Origin of the sequence: Shinella sp. M27, from assembly GCF_049199905.1 — a bacterium.
Taxonomy (GTDB): domain Bacteria; phylum Pseudomonadota; class Alphaproteobacteria; order Rhizobiales; family Rhizobiaceae; genus Shinella.
The window spans coordinates 44,859-65,773 of record NZ_JBLZPK010000019.1 but is presented as its reverse complement, the minus strand read 5'-3'; the positions used below and the strand labels follow the sequence as shown (position 1 = coordinate 65,773).

Annotated in this window: 12 protein-coding genes and 1 pseudogene; 5 read left to right on the top strand and 8 right to left on the bottom strand. The window is 60.9% G+C overall.

All coding sequences use genetic code 11. From position 1 onward, the window contains the following. Positions 1-5 precede the first annotated feature (5 nt). Entirely contained in the window at positions 6-1,022 is a 1,017-nt protein-coding gene (locus ACOZK4_RS07560) for a zinc-dependent alcohol dehydrogenase family protein (protein WP_421591351.1), read from the top strand. Positions 1,023-1,110: 88 nt separating this feature from the next. Here the strand turns inward: ACOZK4_RS07560 and ACOZK4_RS07555 are convergent, their stop codons facing one another. From ACOZK4_RS07555 to lsrF, 8 genes are all read right to left on the bottom strand, one after another. Then, the gene (locus ACOZK4_RS07555; protein ID WP_421591349.1) at positions 1,111-6,015 is read right to left on the bottom strand and encodes an autotransporter outer membrane beta-barrel domain-containing protein; all 4,905 of its coding nucleotides are present in this window, start codon (positions 6,013-6,015) and stop codon (positions 1,111-1,113) included. Positions 6,016-6,504: 489 nt separating this feature from the next. Next, on the bottom strand, positions 6,505-8,238 hold the full coding sequence (locus ACOZK4_RS07550; protein ID WP_421591348.1) for a glycerol-3-phosphate dehydrogenase/oxidase: 1,734 nt from the start codon (positions 8,236-8,238) through the stop codon (positions 6,505-6,507). Next, a complete protein-coding gene (locus tag ACOZK4_RS07545; RefSeq protein ID WP_421591346.1) occupies positions 8,235-9,737 on the bottom strand; it encodes an FGGY-family carbohydrate kinase in 1,503 nt (500 codons plus the stop codon). Before ACOZK4_RS07545 ends, ACOZK4_RS07550 begins: the two co-directional genes overlap by 4 nt. A gap of 1 nt (position 9,738) precedes the next feature. Further along, positions 9,739-10,713 carry an ABC transporter permease gene (locus ACOZK4_RS07540; protein WP_313526066.1) on the bottom strand — a complete coding sequence of 325 codons (975 nt, stop codon included), beginning with the start codon at positions 10,711-10,713 and terminating at the stop codon, positions 9,739-9,741. Then, on the bottom strand, positions 10,710-12,248 hold the full coding sequence (locus ACOZK4_RS07535; protein ID WP_421591345.1) for a sugar ABC transporter ATP-binding protein: 1,539 nt from the start codon (positions 12,246-12,248) through the stop codon (positions 10,710-10,712). The genes ACOZK4_RS07540 and ACOZK4_RS07535 overlap by 4 nt, the downstream gene beginning before the upstream one ends. Before the next feature lie 58 nt (positions 12,249-12,306). Then, positions 12,307-13,434: a sugar ABC transporter substrate-binding protein gene (locus ACOZK4_RS07530; RefSeq protein WP_421591344.1), complete on the bottom strand. Its 1,128-nt coding sequence runs from the start codon at positions 13,432-13,434 to the stop codon at positions 12,307-12,309. A gap of 109 nt (positions 13,435-13,543) precedes the next feature. After that, the gene (locus ACOZK4_RS07525) at positions 13,544-15,499 is read right to left on the bottom strand and encodes an SDR family oxidoreductase (RefSeq protein WP_421591343.1); all 1,956 of its coding nucleotides are present in this window, start codon (positions 15,497-15,499) and stop codon (positions 13,544-13,546) included. A gap of 69 nt (positions 15,500-15,568) precedes the next feature. Next, positions 15,569-16,456, bottom strand: a complete 888-nt coding sequence (gene lsrF, locus ACOZK4_RS07520; protein ID WP_421591342.1) for a 3-hydroxy-5-phosphonooxypentane-2,4-dione thiolase — start codon at positions 16,454-16,456, stop codon at positions 15,569-15,571. A gap of 399 nt (positions 16,457-16,855) precedes the next feature. Between lsrF and ACOZK4_RS07515 the strand changes: the two genes are divergently transcribed. The 4 genes and pseudogenes from ACOZK4_RS07515 (at position 16,856) to ACOZK4_RS07500 (ending at position 20,829) form a co-directional block, all read left to right on the top strand. After that, positions 16,856-17,659: a DeoR/GlpR family DNA-binding transcription regulator gene (locus ACOZK4_RS07515; protein WP_421591341.1), complete on the top strand. Its 804-nt coding sequence runs from the start codon at positions 16,856-16,858 to the stop codon at positions 17,657-17,659. A gap of 289 nt (positions 17,660-17,948) precedes the next feature. Beyond that, positions 17,949-18,085 (top strand): annotated as a pseudogene (locus tag ACOZK4_RS07510) (IS3 family transposase); the annotation flags it as partial. Positions 18,086-18,293: 208 nt separating this feature from the next. Then, positions 18,294-19,562: an MFS transporter gene (locus tag ACOZK4_RS07505; RefSeq protein ID WP_421591340.1), complete on the top strand. Its 1,269-nt coding sequence runs from the start codon at positions 18,294-18,296 to the stop codon at positions 19,560-19,562. Positions 19,563-19,572: 10 nt separating this feature from the next. Continuing rightward, positions 19,573-20,829 carry an arsenic transporter gene (locus ACOZK4_RS07500; RefSeq protein WP_421591339.1) on the top strand — a complete coding sequence of 419 codons (1,257 nt, stop codon included), beginning with the start codon at positions 19,573-19,575 and terminating at the stop codon, positions 20,827-20,829. The last annotated feature ends 86 nt before the right edge of the window (positions 20,830-20,915 follow it).

Here is a 20,915-nt window from a genome sequence, read left to right as displayed (position 1 = left end):
ATCCCATGCTTGGAGCAGTGCTCTACAGCCCTCGCGACATCCGCTGCGAGGAAGTCGCCGAACCGGAAATCCTCCACCCCACCGACGCCATCCTCAAGCTTGCCGCCACCTGCATCTGCGGCTCGGACCTCTGGCCCTATCGCGGGCTTCAGCCGCTGAACGATCCCATGCATATGGGCCACGAATATTGCGGCGTGGTGGTCGAGGTCGGCAGCGCGGTCACGACCATCAAGCCCGGCCAGTTCGTCATCGGGTCCTTCTGCTGCTCGGACAATACATGCGCGCATTGCCGCTTTGGCTTCCCCTCCTCCTGCGAGAACCGCGAGTTCATGAGCCGCGCGCAGGCGCCACTGCTGCGCGTGCCGCTTGCCGACGGTACGCTTGTCGCAACACCGCATATGCCGGATGCCGACCTGATCCCGAGCCTGCTTGCCGTTTCCGACGTGCTCGGCACCGGCTGGTACGCCGCCGATGCCGCCCGCGTTCAATCCGGCGGCACGGCCGTGGTCGTCGGTGACGGCGCGGTCGGCCTGATGGGCGTGCTCGCGGCAAAGCAGATGGGGGCGGAAAAGATCATCGCAATGAGTCGCCACAAGAGCCGGCAGGATCTCGCACTCGAGTTCGGCGCGACGCACATCGTCTCCGAACGCCGCGACCAAGGAGTGGCGCGCATCAAGGACCTGACGAGCGGTGTGGGCGCGGAGTCGGTGCTGGAATGCGTCGGCACGCAGGAATCGATGGCGCAGGCGATTGCATCGGCCCGCCCCGGCGGCTCGATCGGCTTCGTCGGCGTGCCGCACGGCGTGGAACTCGATGGCCAGCAACTCTTCTTCGCCCAGAAGAACCTGCTCGGCGGCCCCGCTCCCGTGCGCCGCTTCCTGCCGCATCTGATCGAGCTGGTGATGAGCCGCAAGATCGATCCCGGCACGGTCTTCGACCTCGAACTTCCCTTGCGGGACGTGGCCGAGGGCTATCGCGCCATGGATGAACGGCGCGCAATCAAGACGCTGCTTCGCGTATAGACGGCTCTGCCAAGTTGATCGTCATGAGCACAATTTTCTGTACTACCGCTCAGGAGCTCTTGTCTCCGCACCGGGCCATCTTCATAGCCTAGAATTTGACGTTCAGACCTATCCTTCCCGTCATGCTATAGCTGTCCCCGAAACTGTTCAGACTAGTGTCGACCATGGCCTCGCCATAGAGGGCATATCTATCATTGCTCCAATTGTAAGTGCCGCCGAGACCAAGGCCACCCCAGAGCGGGGCTCGCTCGGTCGTGAACTTGACACCGGAAACCCGGACATCCGAGTTCGACTGCAAGTCGTAGTAGAGGTTCGCAATGCCATAGGCATGGAGACGGCGTGTCTGGCCGCTTATGTCGGCCCAGCTGTTCTCGTAGTCGGCAGAAATGCCAAGACGCCCTCTGAGCTTATGCGCGTCCTTTAGCGAAACCGCACCGCCGAAGGTATCAGTGAAGTCATTGTAGTCGATTCTCGAATAGGTCAGCTGTGCCTGCGGGGTCACTGACCAATTGGTGCCGAGCGCAATCTGTTGTCCTGCCTCAAGTCCTAATGCATAGCCGAAGCCATCATTGCCCGAAATCAGGCCGGTACCCACAGTGGAAGAGGAAAGGTCGCTGTCATACCAGGTGGCGTTCGCTTGGGCATCCAGATAAAGGCCGGATTTTCCGTACCAGGTCATCGACCCATCCAAGCCGAAGCCGGTGCTTGTGATCGAGCCGTCGCCGAAAGTCGAAGACACATCGGCGGAGATTGTGCCGTAGCGCGCGGAAAAACCGCCGACCAGATCACCTGCACCTCCAGAGTAGAGCTCACCATCAGCCCCGCCCTGCAATTGCCAGATGTCTACGTCATAATTGGCGCCCGTCGTCGACTTCCTGGGGTCGATGCTAGCATGTCGGCCAAGGATCCGCCCCCACATGCCGCTTCCGGCATTTTCGGCGTCGAACGCCGAGTTCGCCACGGCCGCGCCGCTGGACCATGAGCGGTTGCCAAGGCGTTGTTGCAGCGTATCAAGTTCATTGAAGCTCTGCAGCACGTCTGCATAGACCTCGTAGATCGGAGTGAGCGGCTGGTAGAGGGGAGTTTCGGAATTCAGGACCGAGCGCAGATACCAATCGCCGTCGGTGGGTGTGCTTTCGCCGCCCTGATAGAGGCGATACGCATAAGCACCGGCTATCACCGCCTGATCACCCTCGAACACATAGTTCCCGAGAAGCGTGAAGCTGCCGTCCGAGACCCCGGCGACATCGATGATCTTGATGCCTTCGACGGTTTGTGCGCCTACTCCAGCGAGGTTGATCACCTGCACATTTGTGTTGCCCGACGTATCGCCGGTAACGATCAGTTTGTCGGTGGCAGAACGGTCATCGCCAAGTACGGTCTCGATTTCCAGCGTGCCCCCACTGCCGACGTAGTCGCCGGCGACGGTGAGCATGCCGATCGAATCTCCGGGTGCAATCGTGCCGCCGGCAAAATTAGTGGTTTCCCCCACCTGTCCAATGCCCTGAAGTCGCCCGCCTCTGACCGCCATCGATCCGCCCAGAACACCGTTGACCGAGAGAATTCCCTTTTGGACCTGGGAACTGCCCGTCAAGGCCGAACTGTCGCCCGTGAGAATGGTGGTTCCCATGCCGATCTGGTCGATGCCGCCGGTTCCGGTAATTGCGCCGTCGAATGTCACCACATCCGTGCGGTTGAAGGCCAGAATGCCGTTGTTGGTCACGTTGCCCAGGAGCGAGCCCGTCGTGCCACCGTCTCCGAGTTCCAGCGTGCCGTCGGCAATCGTGGTCCCGCCGGTATAAGTGTTGTCGGCGGTGAGAATGGTCTTCCCGCCGCCGATCTGGTGGACACCTCCCTTGCCCGATATCGTGCCGTCGAATGTCACCACATCAGCGCGGTTGAACGCCAGGATGCTGTTGTTGGTTACGTTCCCCAGGATTGAGCCCGTTGTGCCGCCGTTACCGAGATACAGCACGCCGGCGCTGATCGTAGTGCCTCCGGTCTGTGTCGCATTGCCGGTGATGACGAGGTTTCCTGCTCCATCCTTGATCAGGGAACCAACGCCGCTCACACTGCCGGTGAGCGTCGCCGTCGTGCCGGCGTCGGTCAGGAATGTACCTGCACCAGTCAGATCCACGCTGCGGCCGGAGGTGATGTCGGCGGTGGTGTTGAGTGTACCGCCATCGAATGACAAACCACCCGCAGCGGCGCCAAGATTGGCGTCGGAGGCGATCCGCACCGTGCCGCCGTTAATCGCTGTGCCGCCGGTATAAGTGTTCGTGCCGCGCAGCACGAGCGTGCCGAGATCGGTCTTGACGAGTTGGCTGGTGCCGGTCAGTTCCGTGTCGATGGTGGCGGTGTACCCTGAACCTGTCGCCGTTCCGTCGCCGACGCGGACCGTCACCTGCGGCCCGACGAGCGTCAGCGCATCGCCAGTGATCACATAGCCATCGGTGGCAAACTGCATACCTGCAACTTTCACGGCACCGCCGCTATTGTCCACCGTCACCGTGCCGGACGCGCCGGCAAAGACGGCGAAGCTGCCGTTCTGATAGGGCGCATTGATCGTCCCGGTTGTCTCGGTCCAGTTGTCGTCGGCGCCACCAACGTGCCAGGTGCCGTCGCCACCATTGATCGTCCCGTCGTTCTTTGGGCCGGCATCACCGTCCCAGAAATTCAGGTCCAGCCCTGCCGTGTTGATCAAGTTTACCTGATGATTGACTGATGTCTGCACGACGGTGTCGCTGCCAAACGGCATCGTACCGAGTTCGAGTCCGTTGTCGGTAAGCGTACCGTCGTAGTTGAACACTCGGTAAATGCCGCTACCGAAGGTGCCGCCGGACGACACGGACACATTGAGCGTCCCGTCCAGGATCAGGTCGCCACCGACGTTGACCAAGTCGTTGAGCGCCCCGCCGGCCAAGCCTGCTTCGCCGAATTGGTAGTCCAATGTCGCCCCGCTGGCGAGCGACAGGTTGCCGTTGACCGTCAAGGTGCCGGGACTGTTGCCCGGCGCCAGGATAGCACCATCCGCGATCGTTACGTCGCCGCCGAGTGTGCCGCTGCCGCCGAGGGTGGCGCCGCTGTTCACAGTGGTCAGTCCGGTCGCCGCACTCTGGTCGCCGTTGACCAGCAGCTTGCCGGTATTCACGGTGGTCGCGCCGCCGTAGCTGTTGTTCGCGGTCAGTTCGAGCACGCCGGCACCATTCTTGACCATGATTCCGCTGCCAGAGATGACGCCGTCGAACACTACGGTGTTGGATCGATCAAAGACCAGCGTACCGTCGTTTGCAACATCCCCGGCGACGGAGCCCGTGGTACCGCCATCACCCAGTTGCAACGTGCCGGTGGCGATCTTGGTGTTGCCTTCAAAGGTATTGTCAGCGGTCAGTGTCGTTTTGCCCGTGCCGGCCTGTTCAATCCCGCCGTTGCCCGAGATCAGGCCAGAAAAAATCACATTGTCCGAGCGGTTGAATGCCAGCACACCGTCGTTGGCGACGTCTCCGAGGATGCCGCCGGTCGTGCCGCCATCACCCAGTTGCAACGTGCCGGCCGTGATCGTGGTGCCGCCGGTATAGCTGTTGTCTGCCGTCAGGATCGTGGTACCCGAACCGACCTGCTCAACCGCTCCATTGCCCGAGATGACGCCGTCGAATGTCACAACATCCGCGCGGTTGAAGGCCAGAATGCCGTTGTCGGTGATGTCGCCAAGGATCGAACCCGTCGTTCCCCCGTCGCCGAGCTGCAACGTGCCGTCGACGATCGTGGTGCCGCCGCCGTAGATGTTCTCGCCAGTCAGGGTCAATGTGCCCAAACCGTTCTTGGTCAAACCACCCACGCCGGCGATTACAGGAGCGATGCCGATATCGTGGCCATTCGTGTCGATGATTCCACCACCAGCGCCAAGCTTCACCTGCTGAGCGCCATAGTTGGAAAAGAACGAGGCCTTATCATCAATGGCACGCACAATGCCGCCATCAATTGTCAGATCCGCAATTCCGATGCCACCGCGGAATCCACTCGTTTCGAGAATCCCGCGAGCCCCAGGCGTGCCGTTGATGTTCAGCGTCCCGCTCGCATCTGTCGCTGAAACTCCGAGGTCAAGGCCCCGCTTTGCGAAAACGCGCGCCCCGTCTTCGATCGTCATCGAACCTACACCGAAATTACCCAGGTTGAGGTTGAAGTCCGTGACCTCCCAGCTCGAATTGCTTCCCGTCACTGTAACGGTTCCGACGCTGCCGGCACCGGCTCCCACATAGCCCTGGGAACTCGTGACGGTGGCGCCGTCTTCGACCCGCATAGTACCTGCAGCATAACTGCCGACGGTAAGTTGTCCTGAATTGCCCCATGTCGAGGCTGCGCCGGTGACAATCACATCCGCGGCACTGGAACTGCCAATAATAGCCTCGGTATTTGAAACATGCCCACCATCCTCAATCCGTAAACTTCCATCATCGATGGTCAGCCGTCCGGTATTTTCCCAGGATGAACCGTTTCCGGAAACCAGCGCGCCGACGTGGTGAGATTGCCCAAGAACGGCATCCGTTTTTACGACAACCTTGCCGCCATCGAGGATATTCAGTGTACCGGTGGCACCTTCACCAACCACGAAATAGCTGTTGTTGGTCCAGGTCGATGCATTCCCGCTACCATCAACCCCCGACACGGTGACAACACCGTCGACAATGCCGCTTCCGTTGGTGACCAGACCGCCGTTTTCGATATTGAACGTCCCGCCATCCGTACGGGTTTCCGTGGTCGTCAACGTGGACCCCGTCCCCGTCACGGTCACCGTGCCGCCAGATCGTATGCTAACATTGTCGCCTTCGGCAGCGTTGCCGGAAATGATGGCGTTACCAGGATTGACTTCGATAGACGTGGATGCGTCCGGCACGGCCGAGGTGTCCCAGTTTCCGGCATCGAACCAGTCGTCGTTCCCGGATGCTCCGGTCCAGGCAGTCTGCGCCAATGCAGGGTATGCGGTGCCAGCCATTAGGCAGCCAAGTAACGCAACGCGTGGCAGCAGCGAATTATGCCATCTGGCAACTGGATCGTACCCAGCTCGCACCCGCGTGGATGAGTTTGACGACAAGAACTGCGTGCCAGCCGCCCGGATCGGCGATGGATGAAAAGAAACCCCGCGAATCGGAGCAACTGAAAGGAATTCTGGGCTTCTCGATGAACCCTGGAATTTGCGCATCGTCCTTCTCCGTGAGAGCAAATTTAGATGGACGCAAAACCAAAACTCCCTGAATTAGAACATATTTTTGGTTAATCGGTGGTAAATCAGGGGAGTGTTATTCAACACTGGCATATTAACCGGCCTCCAGTTCCGAACTGGTTATTCTGGGTGTTTGATCCTACGGTTTGATAGTGCGATCCTTTCGCGAGACTGGAAGGACGCAGTATTGAGTAAGTCCGTCACGGGAGCGCCACGACCACGCACGCCGTCACAGCCGCAATACAGATTTCCCTTTTGAACCTAGACAAATAGCGGCCTTGGGTTCTGTCGGGCGGAGACGTCCACTCTATGGATTTTGCGGTATCGCTCTATCAGCCGCTCAAGTTCCATCGCACGATGCGCATCATCCCAATGGCGGACTGAGCCGATTGCGGTGACCAGCTCATTCAGTGCCGCATGGTCAAGCGGGCGTTCCAGGAAAACAGAGGTGCGGCCGAAGAGGAAGTCTTCGGCGTGCAGGACCAATTCCGTTTCACAGATGAAAGCGATCTCCTCCCGGGAGAACTCGGGTAAGGATGCGAGAACCGTTTCCCCTGAGGCCAGCGCTGGCGCCAAAAGTTTTGCACGCGCGCCATAGCGGGCGACGAGCTGGTGCGCTCTGTGCCGGGAAAGTCCGTGATCCCTCACGATGGCTGATAGCAGTTTTTCCGTCGTAGCAGCTGCCTGCGAAAGACCTGCGCCACCGCCGATCGGGACATCGACCGTAGACGACGAGCGACGCTTGCCCAGATGTCCGAGGATTTTATCGGTCGCCTCGGCGGAGAAGGCGCGGAAAGTCGTCCATTTCCCTCCGACCAGCGAAAGGATCGGAAACTGTCTTTCTCCTTCCGGAGGAAGTTCGGGCATGGAATGATCCCGGCTGACCGCGCCGAGATCGCTCGCGTCATTGGCCGGCAGGGGACGGACACCGGCATAGCTGAAGAAGATGCTTGACCGGTCGACGGGAACCTCAGGGAAGAGCCGGCGGAATGCCCCGAGAAGATAATCCACCTCGTCGTCGTCGCAGACCACACCATCGGGATCATCGACCGGTATGTCGGTGGAACCGAGCAGCACATGTCCCATGAAATTTGACAGGATGCAGATACGCCCGCCATCGGCCTCGAAATAGATCATCCGGCCATGCAGGGTTTCAGCCAGTGCCGGCAGGTCAAGCATCAGATGGCTGCCTTTGGTGCCGCCGATCATCCTGCGCGACGCGGACGCGGTGGCGTTGACCCGGTCGATCCATGCGCCGGCGGCATTGACCAGCACGTCGCAGGTCAGCGTGAAAATCTCGCCGCTTTCGACGTCCCGCAATTCGACCTTATTACCCGTCACCCCGCTGAAACGCAGATGGTTCAAAGCGATGTTACCGGGATTGGCCGCCATGCCGTCGAGCGCCAGTTCGACGACAAGTCGCTCCGGCGAAGTAATCCAGGCATCGTAGTAGGAGGCGGCGATCTTCAGGGAGGGATCGAGATCGGGGATTTCACGCAGAATATCCTGGCGCGCGATCATGCGATGGCGGGGCATGACACGGTTCAGCGCACCGTAGAGATCGTACAGCCACAGGCCGAGCTTGATGACTAGCGCGCCGCGTTCCGTGATCTTGGCCGGCATACCCAGAAACTTGCGCAACGCCGGCACGATCCCGCCGAACCATGAATAGATCGGAATGATCATTTCCAAGGGACTGACATAGTGCGCGGCGTTGCACAGCAGCCGGTTGCGCTCGGCTGCGGATTCCCGGACAAGCCGGAATTCGCCCGTTTCCAGATATTTAAGCCCGCCATGAATCATACGTGACGGTGCGCGGCTGGCGCCACAGCAGAAGTCGCCCTGCTCGACAAGGATGCAATCGACGCCCTGCAGGCTGAGATCGCGGAAAGTACCCATGCCGTTGATACCACCGCCGACGATCAGGACCGGGATATGCCCAATCCGGCGCAAGGCCTCCAGCTGGGCTCCACGGGTGGTCACGGTTCCAGTCATGGGGCTGTCTTCTCTTCATGCCGTTTCATGATCGTGTCGATCGCGTCGCAATATCTGCCATAGCCGGTATCAAGTTTCGCGACGGCATCGCCGGGGTGATAGATGCGCAATTGCGGCGTCGTGCGCCGACCCGCCTCCTCCCAACCGCTATAGACGCCCACGGCGATCCCTGCGGCGATGGCTGCCCCAAGCGCACCGGCTTCGGGCATTTCCGGCACCTCGACGCGGCGGTTCAGCGCATCGGCGAAGAGTTGGCCGAAAAAGGGATTGCGGCTGCTTCCGCCCGTCAGACGCACGCGGCCGACCTCCCCCTGCGGGTCGATCAGATCGATGTGATGCCGATGATTGAAGACGATGCCCTCGGCGACAGCGCGCAGCATATGGCCACGTCCATGCCAGCCCCGCAGCCCGAGAAAGGCCGCCGGCACGTCCTCGGCATGCGGAGAGCCGTAGAGATAGGGAAGATAGATGATGTCGGATGGATCATTGGCGATGGCATCCAGTTCGGCTTGCAGCATGGCGAAGGGATCCCCACCCGCCAGCGCGTCCCGTGCAGCTATATGAACGAACCAATCGAGATTGGCGCTGGAAGCGGGCGAAACTGACATGTTCATCCATTGCCCCGGACGCAATCCGTTACGCGCATTCCATCCGATCGAGGTTTTTGGGGCATCGACCAGCATTTCGTTGATCGAATAGGTTCCCGCGATCACCGCGATCGTTCCGGCTTCCGAAACGCCAGACCCGACCGCGCAGGCGGTCACGTCGTGCAGACCCGCCGCAACGGGCGTGCCGACGGCAAGACCCGTGGCTTGCGCAGCCTCTTGGGTGATATGTCCCGCAATGTCACCCGGCATGATGACGTCCGGCAGCGCGGCGGCTATGGCGCCGAGGCCGAAAAGGTCGAGCGCCTCGTCGCTGTAGCGCTGCGTTCGTATATCGGTGAAGGCGACACTGGCTTCGGTGAAATCGGTTGCCACCTTGCCGGTCAGGCAAAAACGCAGCCAATCCTTGCAGGACAGGATGGCGGCGATACGTCCGTACCGTTCCGGCTCCTCTTCCCGCAGATAGGCAAGCAGGGGCGCCGGGGATGACGGAAAGGGACGCTGCCCGGTCAGGTCCAGCGCCCGCGCCGACCCGCCCGTCTCGTCCCAGCGCCGCAGCAATGCCTGCGCCCGACTGTCGAGCGACGTGGCTGCAAGGCCGAGCGGCGCACCGGCGCGGTCGAGCAGGTAGAGCCCGTCGCCATGCCCCGCCACCGAAACGGCGACCGGACGAACCTCGATGCCCTCGCTCGCGCTTGCCCGGTCCAGTGCCTCGCGAATAGCCGCGGCGGAGGCTTTCCAATGGCCTGCCATATCCCGCTCGACATGACGGGGCATGGCCTTGATCTGCGCGATCTCGCGCCGGGCAAGCGCCACGACCGTTCCATCGTCCCGGAAGACCACGGCCTTGGTGACCGTCAGACCGCTATCCAGTCCCAGAAGATACGCCGTCATGTCAGGATTCCAGCCGTGCGTGGCGCAACCTCTCCTGCAGGCTCGCCAGGTAGATCGCCACCAGAAGCACGGCACCGAAGACGACCTGCCGGATCGAGGGCGGCACACCGTGCAGGTTCATGAGGTTTTCGATGATCGAAATCACCAGCACAGCCGCGAAGACGCCACCGACGTTGCCCTTGCCGCCGGTCATGGCCGTACCGCCGAGAATGGTGCCGGCAAAGACCATCATGATATCGCCCTGCCCCATATCGGCCACGACGGATTCCAGACGGCCGACTTCGAGCAGGCCGCCGAGCGAGGCCAGGAAACCGGCGATAACGAAGCAGACGATCTTCGTCCGCTCGATGTTCACGCCGGCCACGAAAGCGGCATGCTCATTGTTGCCGAGCGCGAGAATATCCTTGCCGAGGCGGTGGCGATCGATCAGCAGCCAGGCGACGAGGAAGATCGCGATCCAGACCAGCACGGCCACCGGCAGGATGCCGAACAGCTTTGCCGAGCCGAGATAGACATAACCCTCGGGCAGATAATAGATCCCCTCCGGGATCAGGTAGACCACGATGCCGCGCATCAGCAGCATCGTGCCGAGGCTGACGAGGAAGGAGCTAACGCGAAGCTTGACGGAAAAGACGCCGTTCACCAGTCCTGCCAGCGCGCCAAACAGCAGCGTAGCGAGCACGGCGAGGATGGGGTAGCTCTCCAGGGAGAGGCTCTGGAAGAACAGGACGATCGCCAGTGCCGGCGCCAATGCGAAGGTCGATTCAAGCGACAGGTCCACATTCGCGGTCAGGAGGACAAAGAACAGTCCGAGCACCATGCAGCCGAGCGGGGCTGCCGCCCACATGACGTTCAGAATGTTGCGCGCCGACAGAAAGCCCGGAACCGCCAGCCCGGCCAGACACAACAGCGCAAGCAGGGCCCAGATCAGATGCTTTTCCAGAACGAGAAAAATGAATTTGTTCACCGAAGTCATGCCGGCACCTCAACACCCTGTATCGCCTTGTAGATTGTATCGACATCGAAACCCGGTCTGCCGCGCTTCAATTCCCGAACCACCCGTCCCTGATAGAAGATCAGAATCCTGTCGCAGATCTCGGCCAGCTCTTCCTCGCTTTCCGAGATCATGATGACGCCCGCGTCCCGCGACAGGTCCTCCCGGATCATCTTGAGAATGTCCGGCTTGGCGGAGATATCCACGCCCCGCGTCGGCTCGTTCAGCAGCACCAATCGCGGCGCCGTCAGCGACAGGCGTCCGAGCAGGATCTTCTGCTTGTTGCCGCCCGACAGGCCGTCGATGGGCACGTCGAGACCCGGCGTCTTGACCTTGAGGCGCGTGACGATGGATCGCGCAACGGCTTCGCATTCGGCGCGGCGCACGAAGCCCAGCCGGTTCGTGAGCACGGGAAGCCCGGCGATTATCGCGTTTTCCAGCACCGAGCGGTTCTGGATCACCGCCTGCTCCTCGCGGTGCTTGGGCAGGAAGGAAACGCCGGCCGTCTGTGCTGCCTTGGGGCTCTTCAGATGCACGGCCTTACCGTCCATCGCGATCGATCCGCTATAGTTCGGGACCAATCCGTAGAGCGCCTCGATGGCCGCATCCTTGCCGGAGCCTTCCAGCCCGGCGAAGCCCAGCACCTCACCGCGGTGCAGCTGGAAATCCAGATGCGCGAGCGAGCGCCCGGCCTTCAGCGCCTGCACCGTCAGAACCGGTGCGGCTGAAAATTCGGGCTGGTCGGTATAATTGATCTCGGTGCGGGCAACATCGCCGACGATCCAGTCGGCCAGTTCCCTACCGGTCGTCTTCGCCGTCTCCAGCGTCGCGACACGCTCGCCATCGCGCATCACCGAAACGCGGTCGGTAAATCCCATGACTTCGCTGACATGGTGCGAGATCAGGGTGAAGGACAGGTCGGGCTGGTCGGTGATCAACCGGCGCAGAAGGCGCAGGAGGCTTTCCTTGCGCTCGCTGGTCAGGGACGCGGTGATCTCGTCCAATAGGATGGTGCGCGCCTTTTCGATGAAGACGGCCCGACCGAACGCCAAAAGTTGCTGGGTTTCAAGCGGGAGGTCGCCCATGCGGTCTTCCGGCCGGGCCCGCAGGCCGAGCTGCCCGATCACGTCGGCCGACTGCCGGCGCGTTATGGCGGGTGACAGGAAATTCAGACGACCGCCCGGATGACGGCCCATGAAGAGATTGTCCGCGACCGAAAGGTCAGCAGCAAAGGCCGGTTCCTGGGTGACGAGCGCAATACCGAGTTTCTTGGCTCGCGAGGGCCCGGATTGCGACGGCGTCAGAGCACCCCGATCGGTGACGATCTGCCCCTGGCTCGGTGCGAGCAATCCGGCCACCAGGGAAACGAGCACGGACTTTCCCGCGCCATTCTTGCCGATCAGGCCATGTATCTCGCCCTTACGGACGTCGAGATCAACGGAATCGACGGCCAGAACGCCCGGAAACCGGCGTGTCACACCTTGCACGGCAAAGCTCAGCAAAGGGTCCAGTGTCATGGAAACTCCTGTTGAGAGGACGACTGCGAGCGTCTGCACGCTCGCAGTCTCAACACAGTTACTTGCCGAAGTCGGGCATCTTGCCTGTCTGCTCGACCGTCATCTCATTCGCCCAGTTGCGCGGATCGTCGTAGTTCGCATCACCCGGCACGCTGTAAGCCTGTGTCTGGTACCATGAACCCTCGATCGCGTCGGGCGTCAGCACTTTGACAGGCGCCCAGACCGGCTCCTCGCCCTTGAGCAGCACATTGGCCTCGTCCGGCAATGCCTTGCCCGACATCAGCGTGTAGAGCGTGCGCATCGAGATGATGCCTTCGCCAGTCGCGGGCTGAACGGAGATATGGTCGATCTCACCGCGCGCCATCGACTGGAATTCCGGCACCGTACCGTCGATCGTGGCGACCGGAATATGCTTGGGATCGTCGATCGGGAAAAGCAGCTCCTGCGCCTTGAAGGCCGGCACGGCACCACCGATACCCATCGTGCCGTCGATGCTGGCAATACCCAGGATCTTGTCGGCGCCTTCGCGCGAGATCACGTCGTCGACGATCTTGCGCGCCTTGCCGCCATCGCAGCCTGCTTCCTGCTCGACGATCTTCACGCCGGGATACTTGGCGGCGATCGGATCGAGCGCAGAGCGATAACCGGTATGGCGGGCAATATCGAAGGAGGCGGTGATGATGCAGCGCAATTCGATGAAGACACCGCCCTTCTCGGCCCAGCCCTCGCCGCGCAGCGTGTCGAGACGCTTGATCAGGGCCTCGCCGCCCAGACGGCCTGCCGTCTCGTTGTCGAACGCGACGAAGGTCTGCTTCACGCCGGGAACCCAGGCATTGGTCGTTACGACGGGAATGTTCGCTTCCTGCAGCTGCTTGACGATGCTGCGCATCGCTTCACCGCGCCAGGAGGTCAGAAGGACGCCGTCAACGCCGCTGTCGAACTGCGCCTGAAGCGCCTTCAGCTGCTGTCCGGCATCGTTTGCGCCGAAGACGTTGAAGGTGATCGTATCGCCGCTTTCGGTCTGGATGCGCTTGGCTTCTTGCTGCTGGCCGAGCGCGACGCCGTTGAAATAGATGTCGTTCGGTTCCCAACGGATAACCGCAACCTTGTAGTCCTTGGCCATGGCGGCGCCTGCCATCAGGCAAAGTGCCGATACCGCCGTCAGTCCCTTCAAAAAGCCTCGCATCATATCCTCCTTTAGTGCTGGTGCTTGCTTCACAACCGGATCATCCTGCTGTTGCTCCTCGATGGCGGCTCACGCCGCCTTGTTTTTCTGGTGTTGCGCTCCTCCCGGCTCAAATGACCCGGTCATTGCCGCCATCCACCGGAATCTGCGCCCCCGTGGTTCGGGAAAACGTGCTGTCGGCAAGCGCTGTCACAGCGCGGGCGACATCCTTCGACGTCACCTCCGTCCGCATCAGGTTGCGCGCCTTATATTGCTCTACCGTCAAACCATAGCGCCGCGCCGAAGTGGCCAGCGCCTCCGGTGTCCAGAGGTCGGTATCGAAGACGCCATCGGGGTGAATGACGTTGACACGGATCCCCTCGGGAGCGAGTTCAAGGGCTGCCACGCGCATCAATTGCGTCAGTCCCGCCTTCGATACAGAATAGGCAGCAGCACCGGCACCAGGCGCCGGGACGTTGCGCGAGCCGATGAGAATGACGCTCGGATCGACGCCGTGACGCAGGAACGGGATCGCCTGCTTCAGGAGCTTGCGGTGCGAGGTCAGATTGACGGCCAGCGATGCATCCCAGGCCGCATCCTCCAACACTTCGATATTGGCGCCGGCGCGGAAGATCCCCACATTGGAAACGAGGATGTCGAGGCCGCCATAGTCGGCTACCACCTGTCGGAGAGCAGCGCTTACCTTCGCCTCGTCCGTCAGTTCGACGAGCAAGCTGTCATATCCGGGGCGGTTCATGTGATCCTTCACGGCAGGATTAATATCCAGCCCCACCACGACGGCACCACGGTCGCGTAATGCTTCGGCCGTCGCGCGCCCGATGCCCGTTGCGCAACCACCCACAACCGCAATCTTGCCCGCCAGCGGCGGAAGCGCACCCTGGGCGCGGAGCTTGGCCTGCTCCAGCTCCCAATATTCAAGCGCGCGCAGGTCGCCTTCTTCCAACCCTTGCCAGCCGCCAAGACGGGCGGCGAGCCGCAACGCCCGCAAATTGGCCACCGCCACATCCGCCGAGACCCGCGCGCGTGCCAACGTCGGCCCGAAACTGCGCACGGCACCGTCAGGAAGAATAGCCCAATGCGGATGCGGTGGCAGGGGCGTCAGATCCGCATCGTCACCGCGCGCGACATAGGCCTGATATTCGGCAGCAAAATCATCGAGCGCCTTTTGCGGTTCGTCGTTGATGGCCGCGGGAAAGGGCTTGTTGTGGATGACATGTTCCGGTGTCAGCGTGCCGTGACGTGAAAGGCTGATGACATCGGCGATTTCCGCGACGGGCAAGCCTGCCGCTGGACGCGAAATCATGGCACGTCCGGCAAGGCGGCTCGCTGCGCCGCGCAGCCGGGCAATGATAGCCGGATCGGTTTCGATCGGCGGGGCGGCCGGCAGGGACGGAATACGGCCGGCAAGCCAATCCTCGGCGCGTGCGCAGATCGCCACCATACGGTCATAACTCTGGCGGGCCGTATCGCCCCAGGTAAAGACGCCGTGATGTTCGAGGATGATGGCATCGGCCTCTGCGAATTCCGGCGAAAGGATCGCCAAGCGCATCTGCCGCGCCAGGTCGAAACCCGGCTTTACATAGGGCAGGATCATCACGCGCGGACCGTAGATCTCCCTGAGCAGCGCCGTGCCGTTCAGGCTGTTGGAGACGGTGAGCACGCCGTCCGCATGGGAATGATCGACATAGGCCGCGGGAAACAGCGCATGGACAATGGCTTCGATGGACGCCGCCGCCGCTTGCGGATCGAGGCGCGCACGCTTGACCTCCGCCACCATATCGCTGTCGGACAGCGTTTCGAGTTCAGCCAGGGCGAGCACGGCGGGAAGGTCGAGCGCGGTGAAGCCCTCTACCCCCATCGTGCCCAGATCAAAACCGCTGGCCTTGACCCAGATCACCTGCTGCTCAGCTCCGAAACGGTCGGTGGCGACACCCTTGTAGGACGTATTGCCGCCGCCATGCAGCACCATGGCGGGATCACGCCCGATGAGCCGTGACGAGTAGGCCCGCAACTCCAGGCCGGTTGCGGCCTCGCCTGCCTCGGCCTCGTTCCAGAGATTTTCCATACGTTGATCCTTGATTTCCTGTTGCCGGGCCGCGTGGGCCCGGCTCCCCGCTCATTTACGGTGACGGCGTCAAGCCGCCGCCTTGCCGTGCAGGTCCTGGAAGAGCTCATAGCCTTGCGCGCCAGTGCGCCCCTCGTGGACGACTGCCGCCAGCGCGGTCAGCATTGCCACCGGATCGGTCGACTGAAAGACGTTACGCCCCATATCCACGCCGGCCGCACCTTGGTCGATGGCGCGGTAGGCCATTTCCAGAGCCTCGCGTTCAGGCAATTTCTTGCCGCCGGCAATCACGATCGGGACCGGGCAACCAAGCGTGATGCGCTCGAAGCCCTCGTCGACATAGTAGGACTTGACGAACTGCGCGCCGATTTCGGCCGCGATGCGCGTGGCCAGACCGAAGTAACGGGCATCGCGCGCCATGGCCTTGCCGACGCCGGTGACGGCCATGGTCGGAATGCCGTAACGCGTACCGGCATCGATGAGCTTAACGACGTTGGCGATGGACTTGTGCTCGTACTCCGCGCCGATATAGACCTGCGCGGCCATGGCCGAAGCGCCGAGGCGAATGGCATCGTCGATTTCCACGCTGACAAGCTCGTTGGAAAGCTCCGTCAGGATCGAATTGCCTGCCGAGCAGCGCAGCACGACGGGCTTGAGCGCCTCCGGTGGGATCGAGCTGCGCAGGCCACCACGGGTGCACATCAGCACATCGGCATGGGTGGCGAGCGGAGCGATCGTCAAATCGAGACGTTCAAGGCCGGTGGTCGGCCCTTGGAAATAACCGTGATCGAACGCCAGCATGACCGTGCGCCCGGTATCTGGACGAAATACCTGCGAAAGCCGCGCCTTCATGCCCCAGTCATGATGGGCATTGCCCTTCAGGAAAAAGCGCGACGTGTCCGCCGGCCGGTCGCGGCCCCAATCCTTGCCATCCTTGATATCGTCCAGATCTGCCATGTCATCCTCTCTTGTGCCGCCTTGCGCGGCCGTCTGCTGACGCGCGTTTCCAAGGCCGCGAACCGATAGGCCCGCGCGCTGGAAACATGTTTTTTCGCCTGTGGGCGAAGATTTAGATTTTGCTGGTGGCCTCCCACCCCGATGCTCAATTCCTAGCAGGCCTGATGAGAGATATCAATTATTTTGTTATCTTTATCGGAATTTATGTTGCAATGCGACATTTTTGAAATCTGCAATGTGAGAACCAACATTTACACCGTGAATAAGGATCCGCCGAATTCCAACGCAACACGTTGTAAATAAAGTATTTTCGCCGCATATTTTGAAGATTTTAGAAATCAATAGACAAGGCAGCGAAATTGCTTGATACAGAAAATGTTAAATTCAGCAGGAAGCACGATGGCAGATCATAACAATTTCGATGCCGACGCCGACGCCGCATCCTCAAAGGCGGAACGGCGGCGCACGAAAATCATCCAGGTGCTGATGAGCGGATCATCGACACTCATCCGCGATCTGGCTGAAATGCTCGATGTCAGCCTCATGACGATCCATCGCGACCTTTCCGTGCTGGAAAAGGAAGGTCTCGTCCGACGGTTGCGCGGCTCGGTTTCCGCAGAAAAATCTCTGCTGTTCGAAAGCAGCTACAACTACCGCGGCCGCAAGAACGTGGAGGATAAGAAGCGACTTGCGCGGGCGGCGCTTGCCCATCTGGAGCCCGGCAATGCCGTAATGATCGACGACAGCACGACGACATACCATCTCAGCGAATTCCTGCCCGAGGTCGCGCCGTTGACGGTTGTCACCAATGCGGCGCCAATCTTGGAAAGGCTCCGCCATATGCCCGAGATCGATCTGGTATCGACCGGCGGGCGCTATCACCCCGGCTACAACGGCTACTTCGGCGCCAACTGTGAAAAAGCCATACGCTCCTACCACGTCGACGTGGCGATCCTGTCCACCACAACGATCCAGGGCCTGTCGCTCTACACCCCGGACGAGATCGTGGTTCGCGCCAAACAGGCGATGATGCACGTTGCAAGACGGCGCATCTTGCTGGCCGACGGCACGAAATTCCAGTTCAGCGCGCTGAACTATGTTGCCGAGATCACCGATTTTGACCTCGTCATCCTCACAGGTGACATACCGCCGGACAAACTGGACCTTATTCGCGCCTCAAAGGTGCATGTCGAGATCGTCTGATCTGCTTTTCCGCTTGAAAGGATACGAACCGTCGCGCCAAGCTACCTTTTGATAAAGCACCATTCATTTCCGATTTCCGGCGCAAGCAACCTTTTTGGAGCCAGCTTGCATATCGCCGTTGCGATAGTCGGTACGGCTGTTTCCTCTCGCCAAAATTAGCCGGTGTACGCGCTAGGCGACTAGACACAAATCAGCCGAGCCTCCCGTCGATCGCCGCTTGAAATTGGTCTGCCCCGCGAAGAATGATTCTTTTTGAAGTATGGCTTATGAGCTTCAGAAGGACATTGAAATGGCGGGGAAAAGACACAGGGCAGAAGAGATCGTCACGAGGCTGCGTCAGGTTGACGTGTTGCATGCCAGGGCAATTCGATGGTGGAAGCGATCCGGTCGATAGGCGTGACAGAAGTTACATACTACTGGTGGCGGACCATTCCCGTAAACGTTTAGGCGAATCCAGCACTCAACAGCCCCCAGACCCCCGGGCGTGCGTCGCATGCCGATTGGCCGACTATACCTAGGGGGCCAAGTCATGACGTATTCGTCAAGATGTAGGCCGGCTTTGGGAACCAATTCACGTCGCGGGGCATTGTCAGCAGCCATTCCAGCAATAGCTAATCAAATCGAGGCCGCCGGCATGCAGTCCATCTCGTCGAAGGGCCTTTCTGATAGGTCACTGGTCGCTCTCGCCGTCCTCAATTTTTTTCTCGCCGATGCGCGTGACGGCCTTGGCCCCTTCCTCGACGGTTTCCTCGCGACCAAAGGATGGTCACCGATGACGCTGGGCTTCATCGCGACCTTGGGTGGTGTGCTCGGCATGATCGCGACGCCGCTGTTCGGCGCATGGGTCGACGCATCGAGGCACAAGCGCATGCTGATCATCATACCCGTAGTGCTGGTTACCGCTGCAGCGCTCTGGACCCTTTCGAGCCCGGACAATGCGTCTGTCTTCGGCGGGCAGTCTGCGACAGCGATCGTCGGCGCGGTCATCGGGCCGGCGCTTATGGGGCTGACACTTGGCCTGGTCGGCGAGCAACAGTTTCCCCATCAGGTCTCGCGAAACGAATTCTGGAACCACTTGGGCAACGTTGTGTCGCTTGCCGGAATCTATTTCGCGACGTTGATGTTCGGTCTGACCGGGATCGTCGGACTGATGATCCTGACCGCTGCCGCATCGGTTGTTGCGGTGTTGGCGATAGACCCCAACCGGATCGACCACGCCGTTGCCAGAGGCCTCGGGCACGACGACGGGACGCCTGGACCGTCAGGGTATTCTGTTCTTGTCGGCAGCAAGGGGCTTATCTTGCTTGCCGTCGTGCTCATGATCTTCCACTTCGGTAACGCCCCGATCAGCCGGCTGATCGCCCAGAACTTCTCGATCCAGCTTGGAACCCCGTTTCGTACGACGGCGATCATTACAGGTGTCGCGCAGCTTTCAATGATCGCGATGGCTTTGGCGGCTCCAAATATGATCCGCCGCTTCGGCCTTGCAACGGTGTTCGTGATCGCACTGCTGGCCCTGCCGATCCGCGGAGCGATTGCGGGCTCGTTCACGTCCTATGCATCGATCTTTCCGGTACAGATCCTCGACGGGATCGGTGCGGGGCTTATTGGAATCGCAACCCCCATCGCAGCGGAACGCATCCTGTCGGGTACCGGCCGGTTCAATGTCGGCCTTGCCGCGGTCATGACGGTTCAGGGGATCGGCGCCTCATCAAGCAACGTCGTCGCCGGTTGGCTGACAGATATCGGTGGCTATGGCCTCGCCTATTGGGTTCATGGCGGGATCGCCGCCGTTGCACTCGCAGCGTTCATCGCTGGCCGCAAAAGCATTGCGCCGGATCCTGCGAATGGTACTTCCGAACCTGGCGATGTATCCGTAACGCCCGGTTCGGCTTCAATCTAAAGAGAATATGATGCAGGCATCAACGCTGACCTGGGCAATCGCCGGGATGACCGCATTCGGGGTGATCACCCGGCCCTTTGCCTTACCGGAGGCCATCTGGGCCGTGCTTGGTGCGCTCCTGCTATTGGCTCTTGGGTTGATCGGCCTCCCCGAGGCTTGGGCAGGCGTCGTCAAGGGCCTTGACGTCTACCTTTTTCTGATCGGCATGATGTTGTTGTCGGAGCTCGCCAGGCGAGAGGGGCTTTTCGACTGGCTGGCCTCGGTGGCGACCGCCCATGCAAAGGGATCGCCACGACGCCTGTTCATTCTGATCTATTGTGTCGGCATCGTCGTGACGGTGTTCCTGTCGAACGACGCGACCGCCGTCGTGCTGACGCCCGCCGTCTATGCGGCCTGCCGGGCAGCGCGGGTTAAGGACCCCATGCCGTACCTGCTCATTTGTGCGTTCATCGCCAACGCCGCGAGCTTCGTGCTGCCGATCTCCAATCCGGCAAACCTCGTGATCTTCGGGGGCGGAGCGATGCCATCCCTGTCAAAATGGCTCGCAATGTTCACGCTGCCATCCATCGTTTCAATCGTCGTTACGTTTATTGCGCTTTACTGGACGCAACGGCGCGTCATCGCTGCCGACGCGGTGGCGATGGAAGTGGAGGACATCCGTCTGACGATGACCGCAAAGCTCGCGGCGTTCGGATTGTGCGGAACTGCGCTTGCGCTTCTGGCGGCTTCGGCGCTCGACCTTGACCTGGGACTGCCGACATTCGTGGCGGGTTGCCTGACCACGGCATTGACTCTGCTCGTAACCCGGCAAAATGCTGCTGGCACGCTGAGGGATATCTCCTGGAGTGTACTCCCACTTGTCGCAGGCCTGTTCGTTGTCGTCGAGGCTTTGAATCAAACGGGGATGATCGATAATCTCGCGTACTATCTCTCCGAAAGTGCGACGAGCGCGCCGCTGCAAACTGCGGCAGCCGCCGGTGCGGCGGTGGCGCTGGTGTCCAACCTCGTCAACAACCTACCAGCGGGACTTGTCGCCGGCAGCGCCGTTCAAGCGGCAGACATATCCGACAAGATCGGCGGCGCGGTGCTGATTGGCGTCGATCTCGGTCCCAACCTTTCGATCACCGGATCTCTGGCAACGATATTGTGGCTGACCGCGATGCGGCGCGAAGGCTTGCGCATCGGTGCCTGGAGCTTCTTGAAGATCGGCGTCGTGGTGATGATCCCGGCCCTGATCCTTTCCCTTGCCGTCCTCATCCTTCAGTAAGGCGCCGGTCTTCTTTCAAAGTGGCGCTCAGTTATCCGCCACGCAGCGTCCCAGTAATCAGCCGCCGTTACTTCTTGTGGCATTCC

Bases quoted from the DNA above. Each gene is read 5' to 3' on its own strand.
- ACOZK4_RS07555 (WP_421591349.1), bottom strand. From the start codon at position 6,015: ATGGCTGGCACCGCATACCCTGCATTGGCGCAGACTGCCTGGACCGGA.
- ACOZK4_RS07505 (WP_421591340.1), top strand. From the start codon at position 18,294: ATGCAGTCCATCTCGTCGAAGGGCCTTTCTGATAGGTCACTGGTCGCT.
- ACOZK4_RS07530 (WP_421591344.1), bottom strand. From the start codon at position 13,434: ATGCGAGGCTTTTTGAAGGGACTGACGGCGGTATCGGCACTTTGCCTG.
- ACOZK4_RS07560 (WP_421591351.1), top strand. From the start codon at position 6: ATGCTTGGAGCAGTGCTCTACAGCCCTCGCGACATCCGCTGCGAGGAA.
- ACOZK4_RS07545 (WP_421591346.1), bottom strand. From the start codon at position 9,737: ATGACGGCGTATCTTCTGGGACTGGATAGCGGTCTGACGGTCACCAAG.
- ACOZK4_RS07535 (WP_421591345.1), bottom strand. From the start codon at position 12,248: ATGACACTGGACCCTTTGCTGAGCTTTGCCGTGCAAGGTGTGACACGC.
- ACOZK4_RS07500 (WP_421591339.1), top strand. From the start codon at position 19,573: ATGCAGGCATCAACGCTGACCTGGGCAATCGCCGGGATGACCGCATTC.
- ACOZK4_RS07550 (WP_421591348.1), bottom strand. From the start codon at position 8,238: ATGACTGGAACCGTGACCACCCGTGGAGCCCAGCTGGAGGCCTTGCGC.
- ACOZK4_RS07540 (WP_313526066.1), bottom strand. From the start codon at position 10,713: ATGACTTCGGTGAACAAATTCATTTTTCTCGTTCTGGAAAAGCATCTG.
- ACOZK4_RS07525 (WP_421591343.1), bottom strand. From the start codon at position 15,499: ATGGAAAATCTCTGGAACGAGGCCGAGGCAGGCGAGGCCGCAACCGGC.
- ACOZK4_RS07515 (WP_421591341.1), top strand. From the start codon at position 16,856: ATGGCAGATCATAACAATTTCGATGCCGACGCCGACGCCGCATCCTCA.
- lsrF (WP_421591342.1), bottom strand. From the start codon at position 16,456: ATGGCAGATCTGGACGATATCAAGGATGGCAAGGATTGGGGCCGCGAC.